Origin of the sequence: Paraliobacillus sp. JSM ZJ581 (assembly GCF_044383835.1) — a bacterium.
GTDB lineage: Bacteria > Bacillota > Bacilli > Bacillales > Amphibacillaceae > Paraliobacillus.
Map to the genome: position 1 here is coordinate 60,119 of NZ_JBISEP010000008.1, position 19,267 is coordinate 79,385.

Here is a 19,267-nt window from a genome sequence, read left to right on the forward strand (position 1 = left end):
CCTAATAGTTAATAAGGGGGGGAGCTTTGTCTAATGATAATAATTTCTCATTAATTTTGTCTGTAAAAATGATATAATATTAAATTGGTACCTAAACAAGGAGGTTTCATAAATGGAACAATTGTCGTTTACCGACCTTGATGAAATTCAAAGTGATAATAAACTTTCAAGTTTTTCCTTACAAAATCCATCAATTCTTGAAGACTTTCCTTTTGATGAGATATATGAAGTTTCTCGTAAGGAGGCAAGTAGGAAAAAACCTATATTTTTTATTCATAAATACTTCGCTAGAAGAACAACTTGTAATTTTAGATTGGCACTTCTAAGTCTTCTATTTGAAGGAGAAACTGATATTTGGAGTAAGTTCTATGATTCAAATCAGCTTTCTAAAGAAGATAGCCTTACAATTTTAGACCCTTTTATGGGTGGGGGAACAACTATTTTTGAATCTCTTAGGATTGGTGCTAATGTGATTGGTAATGATTTACAACCTCTTTCTAGGTTAGTAACAGAAGCTGAGGTGCGTCCTTTAGATGAAAAAAGGCTGAAAAGGCAACTTGACATATTGGATAAAAGAGTAGGGAAAAAAATAAAATCCTACTTTAAAACAGACTGTCCACAATGTGATAAAGAAGCGGATGTTATGTATAACTTCCACGTAAAACAGGCTCTATCACCCACTTCAGGCAGAATTCATGACCTTTATTCAAGTTTTATAATTGTATCTAAAAAGGGAACTTATACTTTGTGTTGTCCTAAATGTAACTCGCTCTTTAAGAATGATTTTCAAAATGGACAGGCAGATTGCCCTAACTGTAATTATAAAATTGATTCTCCTAATGACGGTTTTGTAAAAAGAGGAGAATATACATGTCCTGAGACTGGGGAAAGCTTTATGTTAAGAGATTTAGACAGCTCAACTGGTTATCCAAAGAAAACCAAACTTATTGCACAAGAATATTATTGCACTCACTGTAAAAGCCATGACTATAAAGAAGTTACCGAAAAGGACTTAAGTATACATGAATCTGCATTGAGGGATTTCCAAGAACTAGAGAAGGATTTAATTCTTCCTGAACAGGAAATACCTGCTGGTTACAACACTAACCAAATGATAAATCATGGTTATGGGAAATTTAGGGATTTATTTACTGATAAGCAATTATTATGTTTGGGGTTACTTTTAAAAGAGATTGACTCTCTGGAAGATGAGGAATCAAAGTTTTGGCTTATGGTAGCTTTCTCAGCTCAACTAGAGATGAATAATACATTTTGTAGATATCAACATAATGCCTCTAAGATATCTAACATATTTTTCAATCATGCATATGTTCCAATTAGTATGCCTGTTGAAAATAATATTTGGGGAACTAAATTAGGCACTGGAACTTTCATAAAAGGAGTAAATAAAATAATAAAAGGTAAAGCTTTTAATAACAACATATATGATATTTCCGTTTCTAATGGGAAATCTGGAAAGATTTTTTCAAAAGATAAGGTCAATGCAATTCCAGTAACTAATTATAAAAAGCTTGATAAAGGAAATCCATTAATTACAAATGTAGATTCCAGAAATCTAGAGCATATTCCTTCTAATTCCGTTGATGTTATTCTTACAGACCCTCCATATGGTAGTAATGTAATGTACTCTGAATTAATAGACTTTTTTCATGTGTGGATTAGTTCTACAGACTTTGGAAAGGATAATGGATTTATTACTCCTACTTCACCAAAAACAGAGGAAGTCATAGTTAATAATGTTCAAAAGAAAACTTATGACGACTATGCGGACGGATTAACGGAAATCTTCCAAGAAGGCAATAGAACACTTAAGGATGAGGGATACTTAATGTTTACCTTCCATGACAACAGTCTTAATGGATGGATTTCAGTAATTAAGTCCCTAATCCAATCAAATTTTGAATTGGTAGCAGCCTATCCAATCCACTCTGAGACAAGAACTGGGGCTCATACATCAGCAAAAAATTCTATTGCATTTGATATCTTTTTAGTTTGTAGAAAAAAACATAATATTCCTGAAAGTGACTTCTCATTTTCTACAATTGAAGCTAATGCTTTAAAAATTACTAACAACTTTGTTGAAAGGCTTAATAATATTAATGCAGAAATAACTATAAGGGATATTGAAAATATTTTCATATCACAATTCTTCGTAAGTTGTTTCTCATATCATTTTTCTAGTTGGGATACATTGGACAATATTATTATTCAAATAAAATCTATACTGAAACAACTTGATGAAGTTTTTAATGACTATAATATTGTAGAAAAAAGAACTGGCTGGTGGTCTAACACTCAAGGAAAGGTATTTTTACAATCACTTTTAAATGCGAAATAATTTTTAAAATCACTCTATAAATGGGTGGTTTTTTTTTTGAACTTTAAACAACATAGTTATTTCCATGTTACAATTGACTATAAAACAATGGAAAGGAACTATTTTATTATGAAGTCACCTTATGAAGAGCAACCTATAGAAGCATGGGTTGATATAACTAAAGAAATTGTCAATGAGCATCCGCTAGATTTTGATGTAATTACTAGTGTTGTTTTAGAAGCCTGGGAGAGAATCCTAGATACTAAAATCGGAGGGGAACTGGAAATTGGAAAAGATGTATTTCCAAGTCCTCAGATTATGGGGAATTACCTTCATGAGTTAATACCTGCTTTGCTTAGTAGAAAGTATCCTGAAAAGTGGAGAAAAGAAATAATTAAAGAGGATAAGGATGTAGTATATATTCCAGACACTGACTATTCTGTTGAAATTAAAACGTCCTCTAATGCGTATAATGTTTTTGGAAATAGAAGTTATGGACAAGAAAACAGTAAAAATAACTCTGGAAAGTCTAAATCAGGTTACTATATCACCGTTAATTTTGAAAAGTTTAATAATAGTAAGCCCGATTACAAACCAAAAATTAAAAAAATACGATTCGGTTGGATTGACCATACCGATTGGAAAGCTCAAAAATCAGCAACTGGTCAAGCAGCTCCTTTATCAAAAGAAGCTCGGGAGAATAAGCTAATCCTTTTGTATGAAAGTAAGTAAAAAACAAAGGCACTTAAAAAGTGCCTTATCTTAATAAAAAATCTCATTTACTTATGGTACGGTTCACCCCGATTAATCCGAAAACTTCGATACACCTGTTCCACCAACACCAATCGCATTAACTGATGTGGCAAGGTCATCTTAGAAAAAGATAAGGCAAAGTCGCTGCGTTTCCGTACCGCTTCACTCAGTCCAAGTGATCCACCAATCACAAATGTCACCTTGCTTTTTCCGTGTGTAGCTAATTGGTCTAGATGCTGTGCCAATCCTTCTGATGTTAGTTGTTTACCTTGAATCTCTAAGGTTACGACATGGCTATCGGCATTGATTTTGGCAAGGATTCGTTCTCCTTCTTTATCCTTTACTTCTGTCATTTGTGCTTCACTTAAATTTTCTGGTGCTTTTTCATCTGCTACTTCGACTAATTGAACCGTTGCATAACTTCGAAGTCGTTTGACATATTCCTCAATGCCTTGTTTTAAGTATTTTTCTTTCAATTTCCCGACACTTAATATTGTAATGTTCATTGGCTTGTCCTCCGATGATTGCTTCGAAATTCCTCTTTAATTATTACTTTTCCCTTTGTAATCGATAGGTAAGAAACATCACTCTATCGTTACGACCACTTATCAATAGCTTTTGGCTGATAATTCTTCAATCGTTCGATCAATGCCTCAGAGTCAGCCTCTACCACAACCAGCTCTTTATAACCTTCTTTCACAAAGCCTTGTTCAGTCATATGATCAAACAATGTCATGATCGGTTGGTAATATTGATTAATGTTAAGCAGAGCGCAAGGCTTCTGATGATAACCAATTTGCGCCCAGGTGAATACTTCAAACCATTCATCTAACGTGCCTGTTCCTCCGGGTAATGCAATAAAACCATCTACAAAGTCAGCCATCATTGCTTTTCGTTCATGCATGGTTTTAACGATATGTAATTCTGTCAGCTTTTCATGGGCAATTTCCACGCTTTGCAGCTTTTCCGGGAGCACCCCAATCACTTTTCCTCCCTTTTCTAACACACCATCTGCTACAGCACCCATTAGACCAACATTGGCACCTCCATATACGAGCTCAATGTTTGCATCGGCTAGACAGTTGCCTAATTTGCGCGCTTCCTTCATATAGATCGGATCGTTACCTTCACTAGACCCACAATAAACTGCTAAACGTTTCATCTCTTTCCCCTCACTTATTAATTTATTTATGATTAACAATTATCTTTCTATATGCTAAACATTTTTTCATATTCACTCATACTTTAAAATGAATTAAAACATAATAACTTTAGGATAGCATACTTTTGCACACCCTAATTATGGGCTTTTCTACTCTTACTACAATTGAATAACTTTCCTAAAAGTCCCTTTTTCCGTATGTTATACCTGTTTCTTCAACTAAATAAGTATTAAATTTTACAAAACACGAACATTATGTCTATTTTCCAAACATAAAGTTCGAAAATAGGTTGACGAACTTTGTCGAAAAATGATATAAATAATACTATTAGTCTAAAAAATATATTTTACATACAACGAGGTGACGCTAATGGATTCCACAAAGCAATATGATGCAATTAAGCAAATAGCTGACAAGATCTATGCCAACCCTGAATTAGGTTATAAAGAAACAAAAACGAAAGAAACGATTATCAATTATTTAAAACAAGTAAATCCTAACATTGAACTAACTGATTTCAGTACGACTGGGTTCCGAACGACTTTAGGTAGCGAAGAGAAACCCCTACATATTGCGTTCATCGCAGAGCTTGATGCGGTATATGCACCGTCTCATTTCCGTGCAGATCCTGAGAATGGCGCAGCACATAACTGTGGGCACTACACACAAGTTGCCATTGCACTCGCATTATATCAACAGCTGTTTGAAAGTAAGGAATATGAGCATTTTGATTACAATCTTTCCTTTATCTTTGTACCAGCAGAAGAATATTTAGATTTACCGTATAGAGAACAGCTTCGTGAAGCAGGAACAATTGAACATTACGGCGGTAAGCCTGAAGCAATGCGTTTAGGTGTATTCGATGATATTGACTTGGCGATTTGTGTCCATGCGATTGGTGGAGAATTCGACAAACGAACGATTGAGATCAATTGTGATTTGGCTGGATTTTTATATAAAAAATATCACTTTAAAGGCAAAGCAACACATGCCGGATTTGATCCTTTTTCTTCAGTGAATGCGTACAATATTTCTACTTTGTTTAATACAGCAGTAGGACTTTCTCGTCAACAGCTTGATGAAAAAGAGCAAGTACGGATTAATCCGATTGTGATGGATTCAGATATGTCTACGAATGTGATTCCGAATCATATTACCGTTGGGACGGATCTTCGTACACAGTCTGTTAATTATATGAAAGAAGTAGCAAAACGTTTGGATGCCGCTGCGACTGGTTCTGCTCATGCATTAATGGGTGAGGTTGACATCAATACACAAATGGGATACTTACCTTTTAAACAGGATCATTATTTATCTACATTCGTGGCAGCTGCTTTTGATAAAAACAACACGATTGATGAGATGATGAACAACAATGCTATCAGTGCAGCTGGAGATATCGGGGATTTATCTTATATGATTCCGTGTATCCAAATTGGTTATAGCGGTTTTACTGGCACGATTCATGGTGATGATTTTATTGATGTAGATCCAACTTTTATTTACAACCAATTTCCTGCATTTTTAGCAGAAGTTTTTAACGAAATGAATGGAGAGATCGACAAAGAAAAATTATACCGTAGAACCTATCAAGATTACGTAGATCTAATTACTTCTATTACAGACCAACATGAGAATTAGGAGGTTAAGAAAATGAAGAAAAATTTTATTTTATTATTAGTCTTTGCAGTATTTGTCATTTCGGTTGCTGAGTGGATTGGGTTTCAAACAATTTCTATCGGTTCAGTTTCCATCACTTTGCTACCACTAGTTTTTGCCATTTTAATTACGATGTTTTTAGCTATGAAGGTGTTTCGCGTTGGATTAATGAAAAAAATCTACAGCAAAGAGAATGTTAGCTTTGCTAGTAAATATCTTATTTTCATCATGCTTCCACTTATGGCGAGATACGGTGCTGATGTTGCACCTCAGATTAAAGAAATTTTACAAGTGGGTTGGGTATTTATCATTCAAGAACTTGGGAACTTAGGTACTGTCTTGATTGGTTTACCAATTGCGATTTGGATTGGGTTACGTCGTGAAGCGATTGGTGCGACACTTGGTATTGGGCGCGAAGGTGAATTGGCTTATATTTCTGAAAAATATACATTGGAGTCAAAAGAGGGGCGCGGTGTATTGTCCTTATACATTATCGGAACATTATTTGGTGCGTTATTTTTCAGTGTATTTGCACCAATTTTACTCGATATGGGGCTACGTCCAGAAGCACTAGCGATGGCAGCTGGTGTCGGATCAAGTAGTATGATGACTGGAGCTGCTTCTACATTAGTTGCTCGATTACCTGAAATGGAAAGTACGATTTTATCCTATGCAGCTGCTAGTCAACTATTAACGAGCTTTTTGGGCACCTTCACGATGATCTTCTTAGCGGTGCCGTTACAACAATTCATGTACAAACTTTTGGTAAGAGGTGATCGATAATGGAGAAAGGCTTAAACCAATACGTTAAATATGCACTTGTACTTCTACTTAGTGTCGGATTAATTCTATTTACACAAGAACTTAAAGTATTAAAATATCCAGATAGCACACCAATTACTGGTATGACTATTGCTGGTCTTGCTAGCCTATGGTTATTCTCAATGATTGGTATCGGTATTTCTGGTTTATTAAGTAAATCAAAGATTAGCTTTATTCGAAATTTCCCTATTCTTGGTTGGGTATCGATTACATCATTGATTATGTGTTTGCTGTTTGACTTTTTTGTTACAGCGATTCAAGCAGTAGATTTCCTTTCGATTACAACGCCAATCTTAACGTTTGCTGGTATTTCTGTTGCAGACCGGTTAGTTGATTTACGAAAAACCTCTTGGAAAGTTGCGATTGTTGCCGTATTCGTCTTTGTCGGTACGTATGCCGGCAGTGCGTTATTAGCACAATTTGGACTAACGCTTGCAGGAAAATAATGCACCTGCGTCAAACAGTGGGGTAAGAAGAGTTAACTAAACCATTCCAAAAGATATGTCATGGTTTTTGGAATGGTTTATTGGAGGCTAAGTTACCGCTGAGGGCAATTATAGCTGTTAGAGGGTAATTAAGATCGGTTTAGGTTACCGATTGAGGTGATTTTTCCTGTGAATGGGCACTTAAAAGCAGTTTACGTTACCCTTTAAGATGATTTTCCCTACGTTCGGGCACTTAAAACTGCTTTAAGTTACCGTCCAGATCGGCAAGTAGACAAAACGGTAATTTAAACACAATGAAATAATAATAAAGCGAATCAATTGCATTGTGATTACATTTTTTGATGCACTTGTTTTCTAAGGGATAAATGGTTACAGCATCCATACTTATAATGTTCACCGTTATCCTTGCAAAATGCTCTTTGCCTACATTACTTGATTATGCAGTAAATATAACAACTATAAATTAGAACGCACACAATATAGAGTCACTATGTTGTGTGCGTTTTTTCCGTATGTATAGCAAACAATATATGGTAACATAAGAATTAACAAAACAACGGAAAGGTGATTATTATCGAACAAATAACGATAGGAGTATTGGAAACAGAAGAAGAACTTCGTGAAGCTTTTCCAATTATGAATGAACTTCGCAGGCATTTGGATGAGCACACCTATTTAGCGTTAGTACAGGAATCGCAAGTGAAAAACCAATATAAACTGTTCGCACTTTATGATAAAGGAAAAGTTGCTGCCGTTATTGGTTTTCAGCCAATGATTACACTCTATTATGGTCGATTTGTTTGGGTTTGTGATTTAGTTACGACGGTGGACGAGCGCTCTAAAGGGTATGGTAATCAATTGTTACGTTATGTAGAGGATTGGGCCAAGGAACACAATTATCAAGCAATAGCCTTGTCATCTGGGTTACAACGAACCGATGCACATCGTTTTTATGAAAAGAAGATGGGATATGATTCAGTTAGCTACGTATTTAAAAAGAATTTAGACGAGAAGTAGATCACTATTGATAAAAATGCAGTAAATCGCTGCATCTATGCCACTGTTGCTGTGTTAAATCATTGTTATGTACCTATGCATAATCATTACTAACATGTCATTTCCCGGGAAATAAACACGCAATATGTCGGGAAATTTCAAATCCTTTCTTAAAGGTAGTATACTAGATTGTAAATATAGTTATAAATAAAGGAGGACTAGAATGAATCATATTATTTTTATAGAAACTGGCGTTGGTATTGATACACACGGGCAAAATATAACAAAAGCAGCCGTCCGAGCAGTAGAAAATGCGATTCATTATAATTCAATGCCTGGATTAAAAGACTATTTGCCTGGCAAGTCGTTAGACAATATGAAGGTGAATGTAAAGTTAGCTGTTCCAGCTGATAAAGAACTTGTTGATATCGACGCAATCCGTAAAGAAATTCCATATGGCACAGTAACTGTAGAACTCGTGGATGGTGGGATGGCAACAACAAGTGGAATTATCCTAAAAGAGCAAGATGATAAAAATGACCTGATGTATATTGTTAATGCCGCCGTTGAAGTTGGCTATTAATGCTCCATCACGTAACCTTCTTTATTTTAGTGAAATAAAGAAGGTTCTTGTTTCATTTAATACATTTGATAGTTGCTAAAAAGTGTTGTTGGCTAAAAATGCATACAATCATGCTAAGCACTCTAATTTTAAATATTGTATCAACCGAAGAACATTTAAATTCTGCTTTATGTCAATTATTCGATCCTGTCTTTTTCTATCACATAATTATCTTTTCTTAGATTTTTCACTTCGCTAATTTCTGTTGATTCATCATGTTACACCGAATTTTATTTCCCAACCAAAAAAACTACGTCTAGACGTAGTTTTTAAGCTGATGCTATGCTGTGGGATAAGAAACAAGAAATTCTGCTTTTCCGCTTAAGTGAAAATCATTAATCGTTGCAGGAATGATAAAATGATCTCCTTTTTTAATATCATATGTTTTACCATCAATAGTCAGGGTTGCTTGTCCTTCAACTAAACTGACTTGTAAGAAATCTACTGTGCGTGTTTGGTTCACTTCACCATCTAGATTCCAATGATAAACAGTAAAATATTTTTCTGTTACTAAACGCTTTGTAGTTAGTCCTTCTATCTCTTCTACATTCTGATCATAAGCTGGTGTTTTATGTGGGACAGTTGTTACTTCGACTGCAGCATCGAGATGTAATTCCCGTGTATTTCCTTCTGCATCTGTTCGATCGTAATCATATACACGATACGTAATATCTGAACTTTGTTGTGTCTCTAGAATAACTAAACCTTTTCCAATCGCATGAATCGTGCCACTAGGGACATATATAAAATCACCAGCTTTGACTGGAACTCGACGCAAAAGATCCTCCCAATTTCCATCTGCGACCATCTTTTTCAGTTCATCTCTTGTTTGTGCATGATGTCCACAAATAATCTCTGCATCTTCATCCGCTGATAGCACGTACCAGCATTCTGTTTTACCATAAGGTTGTTTTTCTACCTCACGGGCATATGTATCATCAGGATGTACTTGGACAGACAAATCAGTAGCAGCATCTAATATTTTTATTAATAATGGATAAGCTTCATTGTTATTTGCTGGTTTATTAAAAAGTTGTCCTTGGTGTTCCCACGCATCTAATAACGTTTTACCAGCTAGTTCACCATTTTTGATTTGACTTGGGCCATTTGGATGCGCAGATATTACCCACGCTTCTCCCGTATGTTTATATGGAATTTCATAGTTAAACGCTGTGCTTAGCTTCTGACCGCCCCAAATGCGTTCTTTAAAAACAGGTTGTAAAAATAATGGCTCTTGATACATATATCAGTATATCTCCTTTACTATTTTGTCTTTCTTATATATTTTATCATAGCAAAATATTTATGCACGATTAAATACTCACTCTCTAAACTAAAAAACTGTCCACATGTTTATTCACAATTTATGTTTTAAATACATTATCAACAGGTTATGCACAGGTTTTTCACGATTTTTGGTATCATTCGATTTTGTCTATTGTATATTTTGTATAAGAATAATTGTTCGCTACTAAATATAGAGAGTTATCCTCAGGGTTATGCACAACCTGTGAATAACTCAGATGACTTATCCACTATTCTTAGTAAAATCCCTTATTTTCATTTGTTTTTAGCAGCTAACGACCTGTGAACAACTTTTTTCATTCTTGGCTTAGCATTAAAAACGAGCGGTAGCCAACCTAACCGCTCGTTACTTTATTGTTCTTGTGCTGTTAATGTTACCGTTACTTTCTGTTTATTACCATCACGATAAAACGTAACAACCATTTGATCTCCTGGCTTTTTTTTCTGATACAGATGTTTTCGCAAGTCAATAATATTCTTAATCGGCTCTCCATCTAATGCGATGATGACATCATAGGTTGCCAAACCGGCTTCTGATGCTGGTGATCTAGGTTCAACACTTTGTAAATAGATTCCACTAGTAACATCAGTAGGTAAGCTTAAACTTCTTGTCCATTCTACTTGTGCGACATCCTCTAGTGAATAGGCTTCAACTCCTAAAAAAGCACGTGACATTTGGCCATTCTTTTCTAATTCTTCTATTACAGGGATAGCGTCGTTTATCGGGATAGAGAATCCAATCCCTTCCACAGATGATTGCGCTATTTTCATCGAGTTAATTCCAATTAGCTGTCCGTCCATATTAATTAGTGCGCCACCACTATTACCTGGATTAATCGCAGCATCGGTTTGAATTACTTCTGCTTGCCAATCGGCTCGCCCATCTCCATTAAAATCTTGTGGAATTGCTCGCCGCTTTCCACTAATAATTCCTTGCGTTACCGAACCAGATAAATCCAGTCCAAGTGGATTACCGATAGCAATAGCTGGTTCGCCAACTTTCACATGATCGGAGTCACCTAATGCTGCTACATGTTCGATTGCATCTCTATCCATTTCAAGAACTGCCAAATCCATAAATAGATCACTACCTCGTAATTTCGCAGGTAAACGAGAATCATCGGACAAAATAACTTCAATTTGATCAGCACCATCTACGACATGATAGTTAGTTACTACAAATGCTTTATCCCCTTGAAGCTTATAGATCACACCTGAACCCGTCCCTGACTCTTTTCCTGCTTCTTCTGTAAAAATCGATGCAGATTGAATATTTTCAATCCCTACAACGGTCGGTGCTACTTTTTTAACGATTTCTGTAATCTGAGTAGAAATATCTACGCTCATAGGCTTTACTATGGAAGAGACATTATCATCTGACGTTGTATGATCTTGTTGGTGGGCCGATTCTGGTAGCATAATCTGATAAGGTAAAATATCATACCGAATTAAACTTGGTAAAACTGCCGCAAATAATATAACACCTATCACCATACCTAATATACTTGGCACAATCCAAGATTTACTTTTGTATTTCTTTTGATCGGTATTGTTTTGCTGATACTGATCATCATATCTCACGGATAACGCTTCCTCTCTATACTATCTCATATATTGATAGTGTGCCTCATCGAGGAAATTTTAAACGACTTCGTATACAGGTGTTGGAGCATTTGGATCGGTATCATGGATTTCAATTCGATCACCTATCGGAAATCCCTGCTCCATTAAATGGTTTTCCACAGACATACGCGCTAATTCTTTCATATTATTATCTTTACTTAAGTGAGCTAAATAAATTCTTTTCGTATGATCACCGATAATATCTGATAATGCTAATGCAGCATCTTCATTAGAAACATGTCCGGTGTCACCAAGAATACGACGCTTTACATTCCACGGATAACGCCCCATTTGTAGCATCGATACATCATGATTCGCCTCAAAAATTAGCGCATCAGCATCTTCTACCGTCTTTTTTATTCTTTCTGACACATAACCTAGGTCAGTGACAATAGCTACTTTTTTTCCGTTATGATGAAACGTGTAAAACATTGGTTCAGCAGCATCATGAGATACCCCAAATGATGTCACATCGATATCACTAAAAACTTTGGTTTCTTCCATGTTAAATGTGAACTTTTGGTCTAATGTTAACTTACCTATGGAACCTTCCATTGCTTTCCACGTTTTTTCATTCGCATAAATAGGCAGATTGTACTTTCTTGCCACAATGCCTAGTCCTTTAATATGGTCACTATGCTCATGTGTGACGAGTATTTTAGAAAGTGTTCCTGGATCAATTTCCGCTTCTGTTAGTAAACGCTCTATTTGTTTGCCACTCAATCCCGCATCAACTAGAATATTTTCTTTATCTGTGCCAATATAGAATGCATTTCCCGTACTTCCCGATGCTAATACTGAAAAACGTAACGTCATTCATTCCCCACTCCAATTGTTGTATTGACGATGTTTAATAAGCTTTTTTTTATTGATTTGTACAATGCCTCTTCTTCCTTTTCATCTTTGGTTTGAAGATATAAAAAGGTACTTGCGTCTGTTGCATCTATTTCTTTGATAAATTCATTATAGGTTGTATCAATGAAGTCTGTATTACTTGGATAATTATGTCCTTCAATGGCATTTACAAAGTAATCATCTGTTTCATTTACTTGCACGTTCCAAGTTGGGTTTAATACTTGCTCCCCATTAGGAAGTGAAATTAAATTATGATAACCTAAATTAACCTCCGTTACTGTATCGCCAGTCTTCAATAAATTTTCTTTTAAAAATAACGTTGAAATAGCATTCATTTGTGAATTTAATTTCTCTGGTTCTTGTGATTCACTTTCTTCCTTCTCCATCATCGTTTGAACATATTGAACCATCTCCCCATCATCATTTACTTGAATGAATAACAGGGCATTTTTATTATAAAAAACAGGTAATTCTATTCGTTGGAAAAAAACTAAAATATTTTTATCTGAATCTTTTCCCCAAAAAGTATATTCCGTGTTGTTTAGTATCAAATTATCCAATTTATCTTGATAGGATTCTTCTTCTACATTGATTGGTACTGGCTCTTTAAAACGACCAATTAGTAGATAATCATTAACGATTAATTGTTGTTGATTATCTAGTTGTTCCAGCTTATCAATATCAGCTTCAGAATACGATTTATTCATTGCATAAATCAATGGTGCTTTAAAAGACTTTTCAGAAACATTTTCCTCTAAACCTTTAATATTCGAAGAAATTTCCTGTTCTGTTGAGGATTCTTCACTATATTTATATTCTTCTTTCGTTAGTAATTGTTGGATAAGAAATATATCAAGGACGAGGAAGCAAATAATAAACAATAATTTAGTTTGGTTCCACTGCATTATGTTCTCCCCCTATCCTTTGTTTCGGAACATCTAATTCTTCCCAGTCATCAATTCCTTTTACATACCATGTTGGTGTTAATTTATACAACTGTCTTCCACTTTGTTGCTCCAACTTATAACCGATCGTTACATCATGCACCGAGCGATTTGCATAACTTTCACCTTGTAGAATAGACACTACGGAAGATGGATTCAGCACATTGGATTGTTGACCAGGCCCACGAATATCTAATAATTGAATATTAGGGTGTATATATTTGTGGACTTTTTGATCATGCCATTGCACTGATATTTTAGTGAGTGAATCAATTTGATAAACTGGGCGTCCATTAAAACTTAAACTGTAATCCACGACATTCGTATTGGCTGTTGAAGCCAAACCAGTTAAGATAAAACGAAATGGAGCTGTGGCAGTAAAGCCTAAGTGCGTGTTCATAAAGTTATTATGCACTTGGTCTAATAATTGATAATCATCAATTGTTTGATTTTCTACTGTCGTTGCATTTGTTGGATCAGTAAAGCTAATATGGTTAGTATCCCGAGTTAATTCTCTTGTTCCATCTGTATAAATAATTGCGCCTCCTTTTAAAAAGGAGCTCTTTACAGAAGATGGCGTCTTGAATAATAAGTTAATAAACGGATTTACTTCTATTTCTTTATAGGAAGATAAATAGGATGAGACATTTACTTTTTGTGGTAAATATATATTTACATCCTCACTATTTTTAAATACAATATGATTGGATGTCGTGTTATTATCTCGATAGTTATTCAGATATCTCACTACTTGACTATAGTTTTGCACACTAGCTCGAATCGCAGTGTCTGTATTTACATTTAAGAATATTAACTGTGTCTCACCTTGCTTGTCTGACAGTCTAATGTACATTCGATCAAAACTACCCTCTGGAATAACTTCTTCATCAACAATAAATAAATCGCGCACTATTTCATTCGGTAATGCTGTTGGAAAAATAATCTCTGTTAGATTTTGCTCCTTATTTATAGCTTGGTAATCTATTTCTGTCTTAGCAAAATCAAAAATAGGCCATGTTTGTATTTCCTCGTATAACGCAGATTCATCTTCTTTTTTCTCAAATCCTACTGGTTGGCCTTCTACATGATAAATAATTTGTGAAGGCTGAATGGTTTCTTTTTTTGTTTGGGATTCTCCTGCTAATTGCGCCTCAATCAAATCCTCATTATTTGTCAAATCATCATTACTTGGTTGATAATTCCAAATAGCTATAGTCAATAATAAACTTAGTGCAACTAAGAGGATTAAAATGATTGTCGTCCATGAGTTTGATTTCATGCTTTCCCACCCCGCTTTCGATTAATAAGCGGTAATGTAAATACAATCGTTGTCCCTTTACCCTCGACACTGTCAGCCCATATTTGTCCATGGTGAGTAATAATAATTTCTTTCGCAATCGCAAGTCCTAATCCTGTACCCCCAAGTTGTCTAGACCTTGCTCTATCCGCTCGATAAAAACGGTCAAAAATACGATCCAACTTATCTCGCGCAATACCGGGACCTTGATCGGCTATACTTACCTTAATTCGTTGTCTTTCTTTCATGACTCGAAAGATAATTGTTCCATTCGTAGGTGAATATTTGATAGCATTAGAAATAATATTGTCCATGACTTGAATGATTTTATCCTTATCAATCCATAAAAATAAACTATCTTTCGGAATATGTCGTTCGATTAAAATCGATGCTTGTTTATTCATTTCAAAACGATCCAATAAATGATGGAAAAAAGGAACAATATTCACTCGTTCTTTATGCATTGGTTGTTCTTTGTGATCCATTTTCGATAGTTGCAGCAGATCATTAACTAATCGAATCATTCTTTCTGTTTCATTTTGTGTTACTTCTAAAAACTGTGGAGCGATCGTTTTATCTTCCCATGCACCGTCTGTTAATGCTTCTAAATAACTTCGCATCGTAGTTAACGGTGTGCGCAGTTCATGCGAAACATTGGAAACAAATTCACGACGTTCTTTTTCCACTTTTTCCTGTTCTGTTACATCACTTATCACGGTAATTAAACCCGTAAATTGGCCTTGTTCATCTTGTACGACTGAAAAATTTGCTTTAATTAGGAAGATTTGTTCGTCATCACTAAAATCAATCGTTATTGATCCAGCATCTTGAAACGCTAATAAATCAATAGTGTAATCCTCTAATTGCAATACATCAATAATTGATTCATCCTTCACTTCTTCAAATGATCGATCAATGAGAATCGATGCTGGCTCATTCATTAGTGTTATTTGACCAAACTCGTTTGTAGCTATTACTCCATCTGACATATTCGATAGGACGGTACTTAATTTCCTTCGCTCCTCTTCGGTCTTATGGTTAGCTAACCTAATCTTACTACTCATATCATTAAAAGTCGTAGCTAGTTGTCCAATTTCATCATTGCCATAGACATTTACCTTTTTTGTGAAGTCACCTTGCGCCATAATCATTGCCTGTCGACGCATTTCAGTAATCGGTTTTGTAATCGATCTAGCAACCAGCACGCCTATCACAGCACTGATTATAATCGCAATCAATGTTCCATTTAAAAAAATATTATTAATATTATCTAGCTGTGCATACACGTCTTTTTCCATGGAAGCTTTTAAATAAATAACTCCTAAAGACTGATCTTGTTCATAAATAGGTACTACTCGAACTAGCTGACGATCACCTGTATGCGCATCTCGTTGGACAGTTTCTGTATCAACTTCATATAAAATTGCATTACGAATAGCCGTATTCTCACTCGTAATGATCTTGCCAATATCTTCTTGTTCTGTATTTGCACCAATAATCCGAAATTGACGATCGATTACTTGAAGTGTGGAGTACGATTCACTTCTCCCGTATAAATCGACAATGTTTTGAACTTCTTGCTGCAAAGCATTACCATTTTCCTCTTCTGGTCTCTCTTCTTGTAATGCTTCTTTTATATTGTAAGTTAACACGTCTAAACGCTCTTCAATATTGTTAATGAAATTTTCCTCTAAATCATCCTGCAATTCCTTAGCAAAATATGCACCAATTACTTGGAATGCTAGCAAAAGTAATAAAATCATAATCATAATGATTTTCCATTGAATCGATTGTGTGATTTTAACCTTTTTCATATTTACTTGCTACTCCTGTTCAGGGTTACGTAAATAATAGCCAACACCTCTTCTAGTAACGATCCATAACGGATTACTTGGATTATCTTCAATTTTTTCGCGCAGGCGCCTAACCGTTACATCAACGGTTCGTACATCACCATAGTAATCATATCCCCAAACCGTTTCTAATAAATGTTCACGTGTCATCACTTGACCTATATGTCGTGCTAAATAATGTAATAACTCGAATTCTCTATGTGTTAATTCCACATATGTACCATCTCTTGTCACCGTATATGCATCCGGATGAATTACTAATGAACCAATCTGTATATCCTTGTTTGACCTTGTATGATCTGCTGGTATTTGTTTCTGTCTTCTTAGGTTAGCTTTTACTCTAGCAATGACTTCTCTATTACTAAACGGTTTTGTTACATAATCATCTGCTCCTAATTCTAGTCCAAGTACTTTATCAATTTCGGAATCTTTAGCTGTAAGCATTATTATTGGCATATTGTGTTCTTTACGAATTTCTCGGCATACTTCATTGCCATCTCGATTTGGCAGCATAATATCTAATAGGAGTAAATCTGGCTTTTCTTGATCCGTTAAACGTATCGCTTCATCTCCATCATAGGCACAAATTACTTCATATCCTTCTTTTTCTAAATTAAATTTTAATATATCTGCAATTGGCTTTTCATCATCGACTACTAATATTTTTTGACTCATTTGTTATTGCCTCCTTTGACATACATGGATTACTTATATTTTATCGTACTTTAGCATAAATGTCTTTTTTATTAGATGAATTGTTTACATAAGATATCCTTTGCTACTTTTTATTATATGCATAAGACCCTTGCTGCTTCTATACAACAAGGGTCTTCTTCTGTATTGTAATCTATCTAATTAAAATACGCTAGCTGGATTGATCAGCGCACCGTTTTTATATACTTCAATGTGTAAGTGTACACCTGTTGAATTTCCTGTAGTGCCCATAACGCCAATTTTTGAACCTCTAGTTACTGTTTGTCCAGGTCTAACACTGATTGAAGATAAGTGTGCATAAATTGTTTTGTACCCATTGTTATGGTTAATAACAATTTTATTTCCATATCCTCCGTTATCCCAACCTGCAGATACTACGGTACCATTATCAGCTGCTAAAATTGCAGGGTTACTTGGACGCGCAATATCCATTCCTTTGTGCAAAGAACCCCAGCGAGATCCCATTTGACTGGAAACATATCCACCAATGGTTGGCCACGCAAAATCGCCCGATCCTCTAGAAGACATTACTTTTGTTCCTTTCACCACAATTTCTTTTACTGGCTCTTTTGTAATTTCTTCGGAAACAACTTCTTTATTGGTTACTTTACCGTTAACTAGTTCTAATGCATAATGTACTTCTTTTTTACCGTCTTGTCCTTCTTGCTCTACTTTTGAGTCACCTTTATACATATCGGATGACTCCTTAACTTCTTTTTCATAAGCCATTTTCTCTTCAGCTTTTTCTTCCTTTTTCACAATAACATTTACAAAAGGAGCATACGCTGTGACGTTAAGTTCTTGTCCAATTTGCAAAACGACATCTTCCGATAGATCGGAGTTCAATTCTAACAATTTTGCTGTATCTATATCATATTGCCGAGCGATCGAACCAAGTACATCGCCTTCTTCAACTTTATGCTTTTTATCTTCCAGAGTGCCTTTTTCAAGCAACTTAACACCTTGCTCTACTGTTAATACTTCTTTTTCTTCCACTTTTTTTGTTTGAACGGAAACTTCTTCTGATAAAGTTACGTCTAATATAGTAGAGTCACCTACGGATAATACAGGTTTCTGTTCAGTTGATTGCTCTTTATCCTCTACTTCTTTTTTATCTTTCTGTTCTTGTTTAAATTGATCTAATATCTTTTTATCAACATATTTTGCTTTATATTCATAAAGTGCTTGTTTGGCTGTTTCTTCATCCTTGTAATAGCCTGCTGTATTGCCACCAATTTGTAATTCATAAGCATTTACGTGGATGGCAATTTCATCTTCAATCGCGTCTAATGCTTTTTGATTGTTTGATCTAAGGTTAAATGTGCGTTCTGAAACATAAGAAATCTCTTGTTTTACCGCATAAGAATAAGCATCGTTTGCCTTTTCCTTTTCTTCGATACGCTCATCTATGTAGGAAGTAATAATGTTTTTGTTATCAACTGATCCAATATGTTGTCCATCTAAATAGACATGATAGACTGTATCAAGTTCCTTTTCTGCACTGACAACGTTTAGCGTTAACCCAACACCGAGTATTGTTGTAATAGCTGTCTTTTTCAATAGACTAAGCGATTTTGTTTCTTTACTACTTACTACTGCTTCATACTTAGGCATTTTCCTAGTCCTCCTACAACGAACTATTATTCCCGTTCTATTAATTTCAAACCTATTACAGGCTATCACATAGTAGATATGCTTTTAAACCCTTTTAAACAAACTGTAATAAAACTGTATTATCAATTCCAAAATTATACTAATTGTAACCCTTTTCTGTGATTTTCATCACGATAAAACATATGTTTTACCACAAATATCCTGTAATGTTACAGTGAAAAAGACAAAAGGATGCATAACAAAAGACCTATTTTTCATCATAG

17 protein-coding genes are annotated in these 19,267 nt (G+C 35.1%); 7 read left to right on the forward strand and 10 right to left on the reverse strand.

Annotation, left to right across the window (positions count from 1 at the left end; translation table 11 throughout):
* Positions 1 to 112: 112 nt before the first annotated feature.
* Positions 113 to 2,359, forward strand: coding sequence for a hypothetical protein (locus tag ACH6CY_RS06860; protein ID WP_374066575.1), 2,247 nt, complete (start codon positions 113 to 115; stop codon positions 2,357 to 2,359).
* Between the two features lie 36 nt (positions 2,360 to 2,395).
* Complete coding sequence (locus tag ACH6CY_RS06865; RefSeq protein ID WP_374066576.1) at positions 2,396 to 3,070, forward strand: ScaI family restriction endonuclease; 675 nt, start codon at positions 2,396 to 2,398, stop codon at positions 3,068 to 3,070.
* A 47-nt stretch (positions 3,071 to 3,117) separates the two neighbouring features.
* Here the strand turns inward: ACH6CY_RS06865 and rlmH are convergent, their stop codons facing one another.
* The gene (gene rlmH, locus ACH6CY_RS06870; RefSeq protein ID WP_374066577.1) at positions 3,118 to 3,597 is read right to left on the reverse strand and encodes a 23S rRNA (pseudouridine(1915)-N(3))-methyltransferase RlmH; all 480 of its coding nucleotides are present in this window, start codon (positions 3,595 to 3,597) and stop codon (positions 3,118 to 3,120) included.
* A gap of 89 nt (positions 3,598 to 3,686) precedes the next feature.
* Entirely contained in the window at positions 3,687 to 4,253 is a 567-nt protein-coding gene (locus tag ACH6CY_RS06875) for an LOG family protein (protein ID WP_374066645.1), read from the reverse strand.
* Positions 4,254 to 4,623: 370 nt separating this feature from the next.
* Between ACH6CY_RS06875 and ACH6CY_RS06880 the strand changes: the two genes are divergently transcribed.
* The 5 genes from ACH6CY_RS06880 to ACH6CY_RS06900 all read left to right on the forward strand — a co-directional run bounded on the left by ACH6CY_RS06880 (position 4,624) and on the right by ACH6CY_RS06900 (position 8,760).
* Positions 4,624 to 5,895: a M20/M25/M40 family metallo-hydrolase gene (locus ACH6CY_RS06880; RefSeq protein ID WP_374066579.1), complete on the forward strand. Its 1,272-nt coding sequence runs from the start codon at positions 4,624 to 4,626 to the stop codon at positions 5,893 to 5,895.
* A gap of 12 nt (positions 5,896 to 5,907) precedes the next feature.
* A complete protein-coding gene (locus tag ACH6CY_RS06885) occupies positions 5,908 to 6,696 on the forward strand; it encodes a DUF3100 domain-containing protein (RefSeq protein ID WP_374066581.1) in 789 nt (262 codons plus the stop codon).
* Complete coding sequence (locus tag ACH6CY_RS06890; RefSeq protein WP_374066582.1) at positions 6,696 to 7,181, forward strand: hypothetical protein; 486 nt, start codon at positions 6,696 to 6,698, stop codon at positions 7,179 to 7,181. The genes ACH6CY_RS06885 and ACH6CY_RS06890 overlap by 1 nt, the downstream gene beginning before the upstream one ends.
* 636 nt (positions 7,182 to 7,817) lie before the next feature.
* A complete protein-coding gene (locus ACH6CY_RS06895; protein ID WP_374066646.1) occupies positions 7,818 to 8,198 on the forward strand; it encodes a GNAT family N-acetyltransferase in 381 nt (126 codons plus the stop codon).
* A 202-nt stretch (positions 8,199 to 8,400) separates the two neighbouring features.
* Positions 8,401 to 8,760 (forward strand): Lin0512 family protein, encoded by a 360-nt coding sequence (locus ACH6CY_RS06900; protein WP_374066584.1) that lies wholly within the window; start codon positions 8,401 to 8,403, stop codon positions 8,758 to 8,760.
* Positions 8,761 to 9,079: 319 nt separating this feature from the next.
* Here ACH6CY_RS06900 and manA read toward each other — a convergent pair whose 3' ends face one another.
* From manA to ACH6CY_RS06940, 8 genes are all read right to left on the reverse strand, one after another.
* Positions 9,080 to 10,042: a mannose-6-phosphate isomerase, class I gene (manA, locus tag ACH6CY_RS06905; protein ID WP_374066586.1), complete on the reverse strand. Its 963-nt coding sequence runs from the start codon at positions 10,040 to 10,042 to the stop codon at positions 9,080 to 9,082.
* A 413-nt stretch (positions 10,043 to 10,455) separates the two neighbouring features.
* A complete protein-coding gene (locus ACH6CY_RS06910; protein WP_374066587.1) occupies positions 10,456 to 11,685 on the reverse strand; it encodes a S1C family serine protease in 1,230 nt (409 codons plus the stop codon).
* 60 nt (positions 11,686 to 11,745) lie between these two features.
* Positions 11,746 to 12,543 carry an MBL fold metallo-hydrolase gene (locus tag ACH6CY_RS06915; protein WP_374066589.1) on the reverse strand — a complete coding sequence of 266 codons (798 nt, stop codon included), beginning with the start codon at positions 12,541 to 12,543 and terminating at the stop codon, positions 11,746 to 11,748.
* Positions 12,540 to 13,487, reverse strand: a complete 948-nt coding sequence (locus tag ACH6CY_RS06920) for a two-component system regulatory protein YycI (RefSeq protein ID WP_374066590.1) — start codon at positions 13,485 to 13,487, stop codon at positions 12,540 to 12,542. Before ACH6CY_RS06920 ends, ACH6CY_RS06915 begins: the two co-directional genes overlap by 4 nt.
* Positions 13,468 to 14,805, reverse strand: a complete 1,338-nt coding sequence (locus tag ACH6CY_RS06925; protein ID WP_374066592.1) for a YycH family regulatory protein — start codon at positions 14,803 to 14,805, stop codon at positions 13,468 to 13,470. Before ACH6CY_RS06925 ends, ACH6CY_RS06920 begins: the two co-directional genes overlap by 20 nt.
* Positions 14,802 to 16,637, reverse strand: a complete 1,836-nt coding sequence (walK, locus tag ACH6CY_RS06930; RefSeq protein WP_374066593.1) for a cell wall metabolism sensor histidine kinase WalK — start codon at positions 16,635 to 16,637, stop codon at positions 14,802 to 14,804. The genes ACH6CY_RS06925 and walK overlap by 4 nt, the downstream gene beginning before the upstream one ends.
* Before the next feature lie 9 nt (positions 16,638 to 16,646).
* Positions 16,647 to 17,351: a response regulator YycF gene (gene yycF / locus ACH6CY_RS06935; protein WP_374066594.1), complete on the reverse strand. Its 705-nt coding sequence runs from the start codon at positions 17,349 to 17,351 to the stop codon at positions 16,647 to 16,649.
* A gap of 180 nt (positions 17,352 to 17,531) precedes the next feature.
* The gene (locus ACH6CY_RS06940) at positions 17,532 to 19,004 is read right to left on the reverse strand and encodes a peptidoglycan DD-metalloendopeptidase family protein (protein WP_374066595.1); all 1,473 of its coding nucleotides are present in this window, start codon (positions 19,002 to 19,004) and stop codon (positions 17,532 to 17,534) included.
* Between the last annotated feature and the right edge of the window lie 263 nt (positions 19,005 to 19,267).

Bases quoted from the DNA above. Each gene is read 5' to 3' on its own strand.
- ACH6CY_RS06860 (WP_374066575.1), top strand. From the start codon at position 113: ATGGAACAATTGTCGTTTACCGACCTTGATGAAATTCAAAGTGATAAT.
- rlmH (WP_374066577.1), bottom strand. From the start codon at position 3,597: ATGAACATTACAATATTAAGTGTCGGGAAATTGAAAGAAAAATACTTA.
- ACH6CY_RS06875 (WP_374066645.1), bottom strand. From the start codon at position 4,253: ATGAAACGTTTAGCAGTTTATTGTGGGTCTAGTGAAGGTAACGATCCG.
- ACH6CY_RS06880 (WP_374066579.1), top strand. From the start codon at position 4,624: ATGGATTCCACAAAGCAATATGATGCAATTAAGCAAATAGCTGACAAG.
- ACH6CY_RS06885 (WP_374066581.1), top strand. From the start codon at position 5,908: ATGAAGAAAAATTTTATTTTATTATTAGTCTTTGCAGTATTTGTCATT.
- ACH6CY_RS06890 (WP_374066582.1), top strand. From the start codon at position 6,696: ATGGAGAAAGGCTTAAACCAATACGTTAAATATGCACTTGTACTTCTA.
- ACH6CY_RS06895 (WP_374066646.1), top strand. From the start codon at position 7,818: ATGAATGAACTTCGCAGGCATTTGGATGAGCACACCTATTTAGCGTTA.
- ACH6CY_RS06900 (WP_374066584.1), top strand. From the start codon at position 8,401: ATGAATCATATTATTTTTATAGAAACTGGCGTTGGTATTGATACACAC.
- manA (WP_374066586.1), bottom strand. From the start codon at position 10,042: ATGTATCAAGAGCCATTATTTTTACAACCTGTTTTTAAAGAACGCATT.
- ACH6CY_RS06915 (WP_374066589.1), bottom strand. From the start codon at position 12,543: ATGACGTTACGTTTTTCAGTATTAGCATCGGGAAGTACGGGAAATGCA.
- ACH6CY_RS06920 (WP_374066590.1), bottom strand. From the start codon at position 13,487: ATGCAGTGGAACCAAACTAAATTATTGTTTATTATTTGCTTCCTCGTC.
- ACH6CY_RS06925 (WP_374066592.1), bottom strand. From the start codon at position 14,805: ATGAAATCAAACTCATGGACGACAATCATTTTAATCCTCTTAGTTGCA.
- walK (WP_374066593.1), bottom strand. From the start codon at position 16,637: ATGAAAAAGGTTAAAATCACACAATCGATTCAATGGAAAATCATTATG.
- yycF (WP_374066594.1), bottom strand. From the start codon at position 17,351: ATGAGTCAAAAAATATTAGTAGTCGATGATGAAAAGCCAATTGCAGAT.
- ACH6CY_RS06940 (WP_374066595.1), bottom strand. From the start codon at position 19,004: ATGCCTAAGTATGAAGCAGTAGTAAGTAGTAAAGAAACAAAATCGCTT.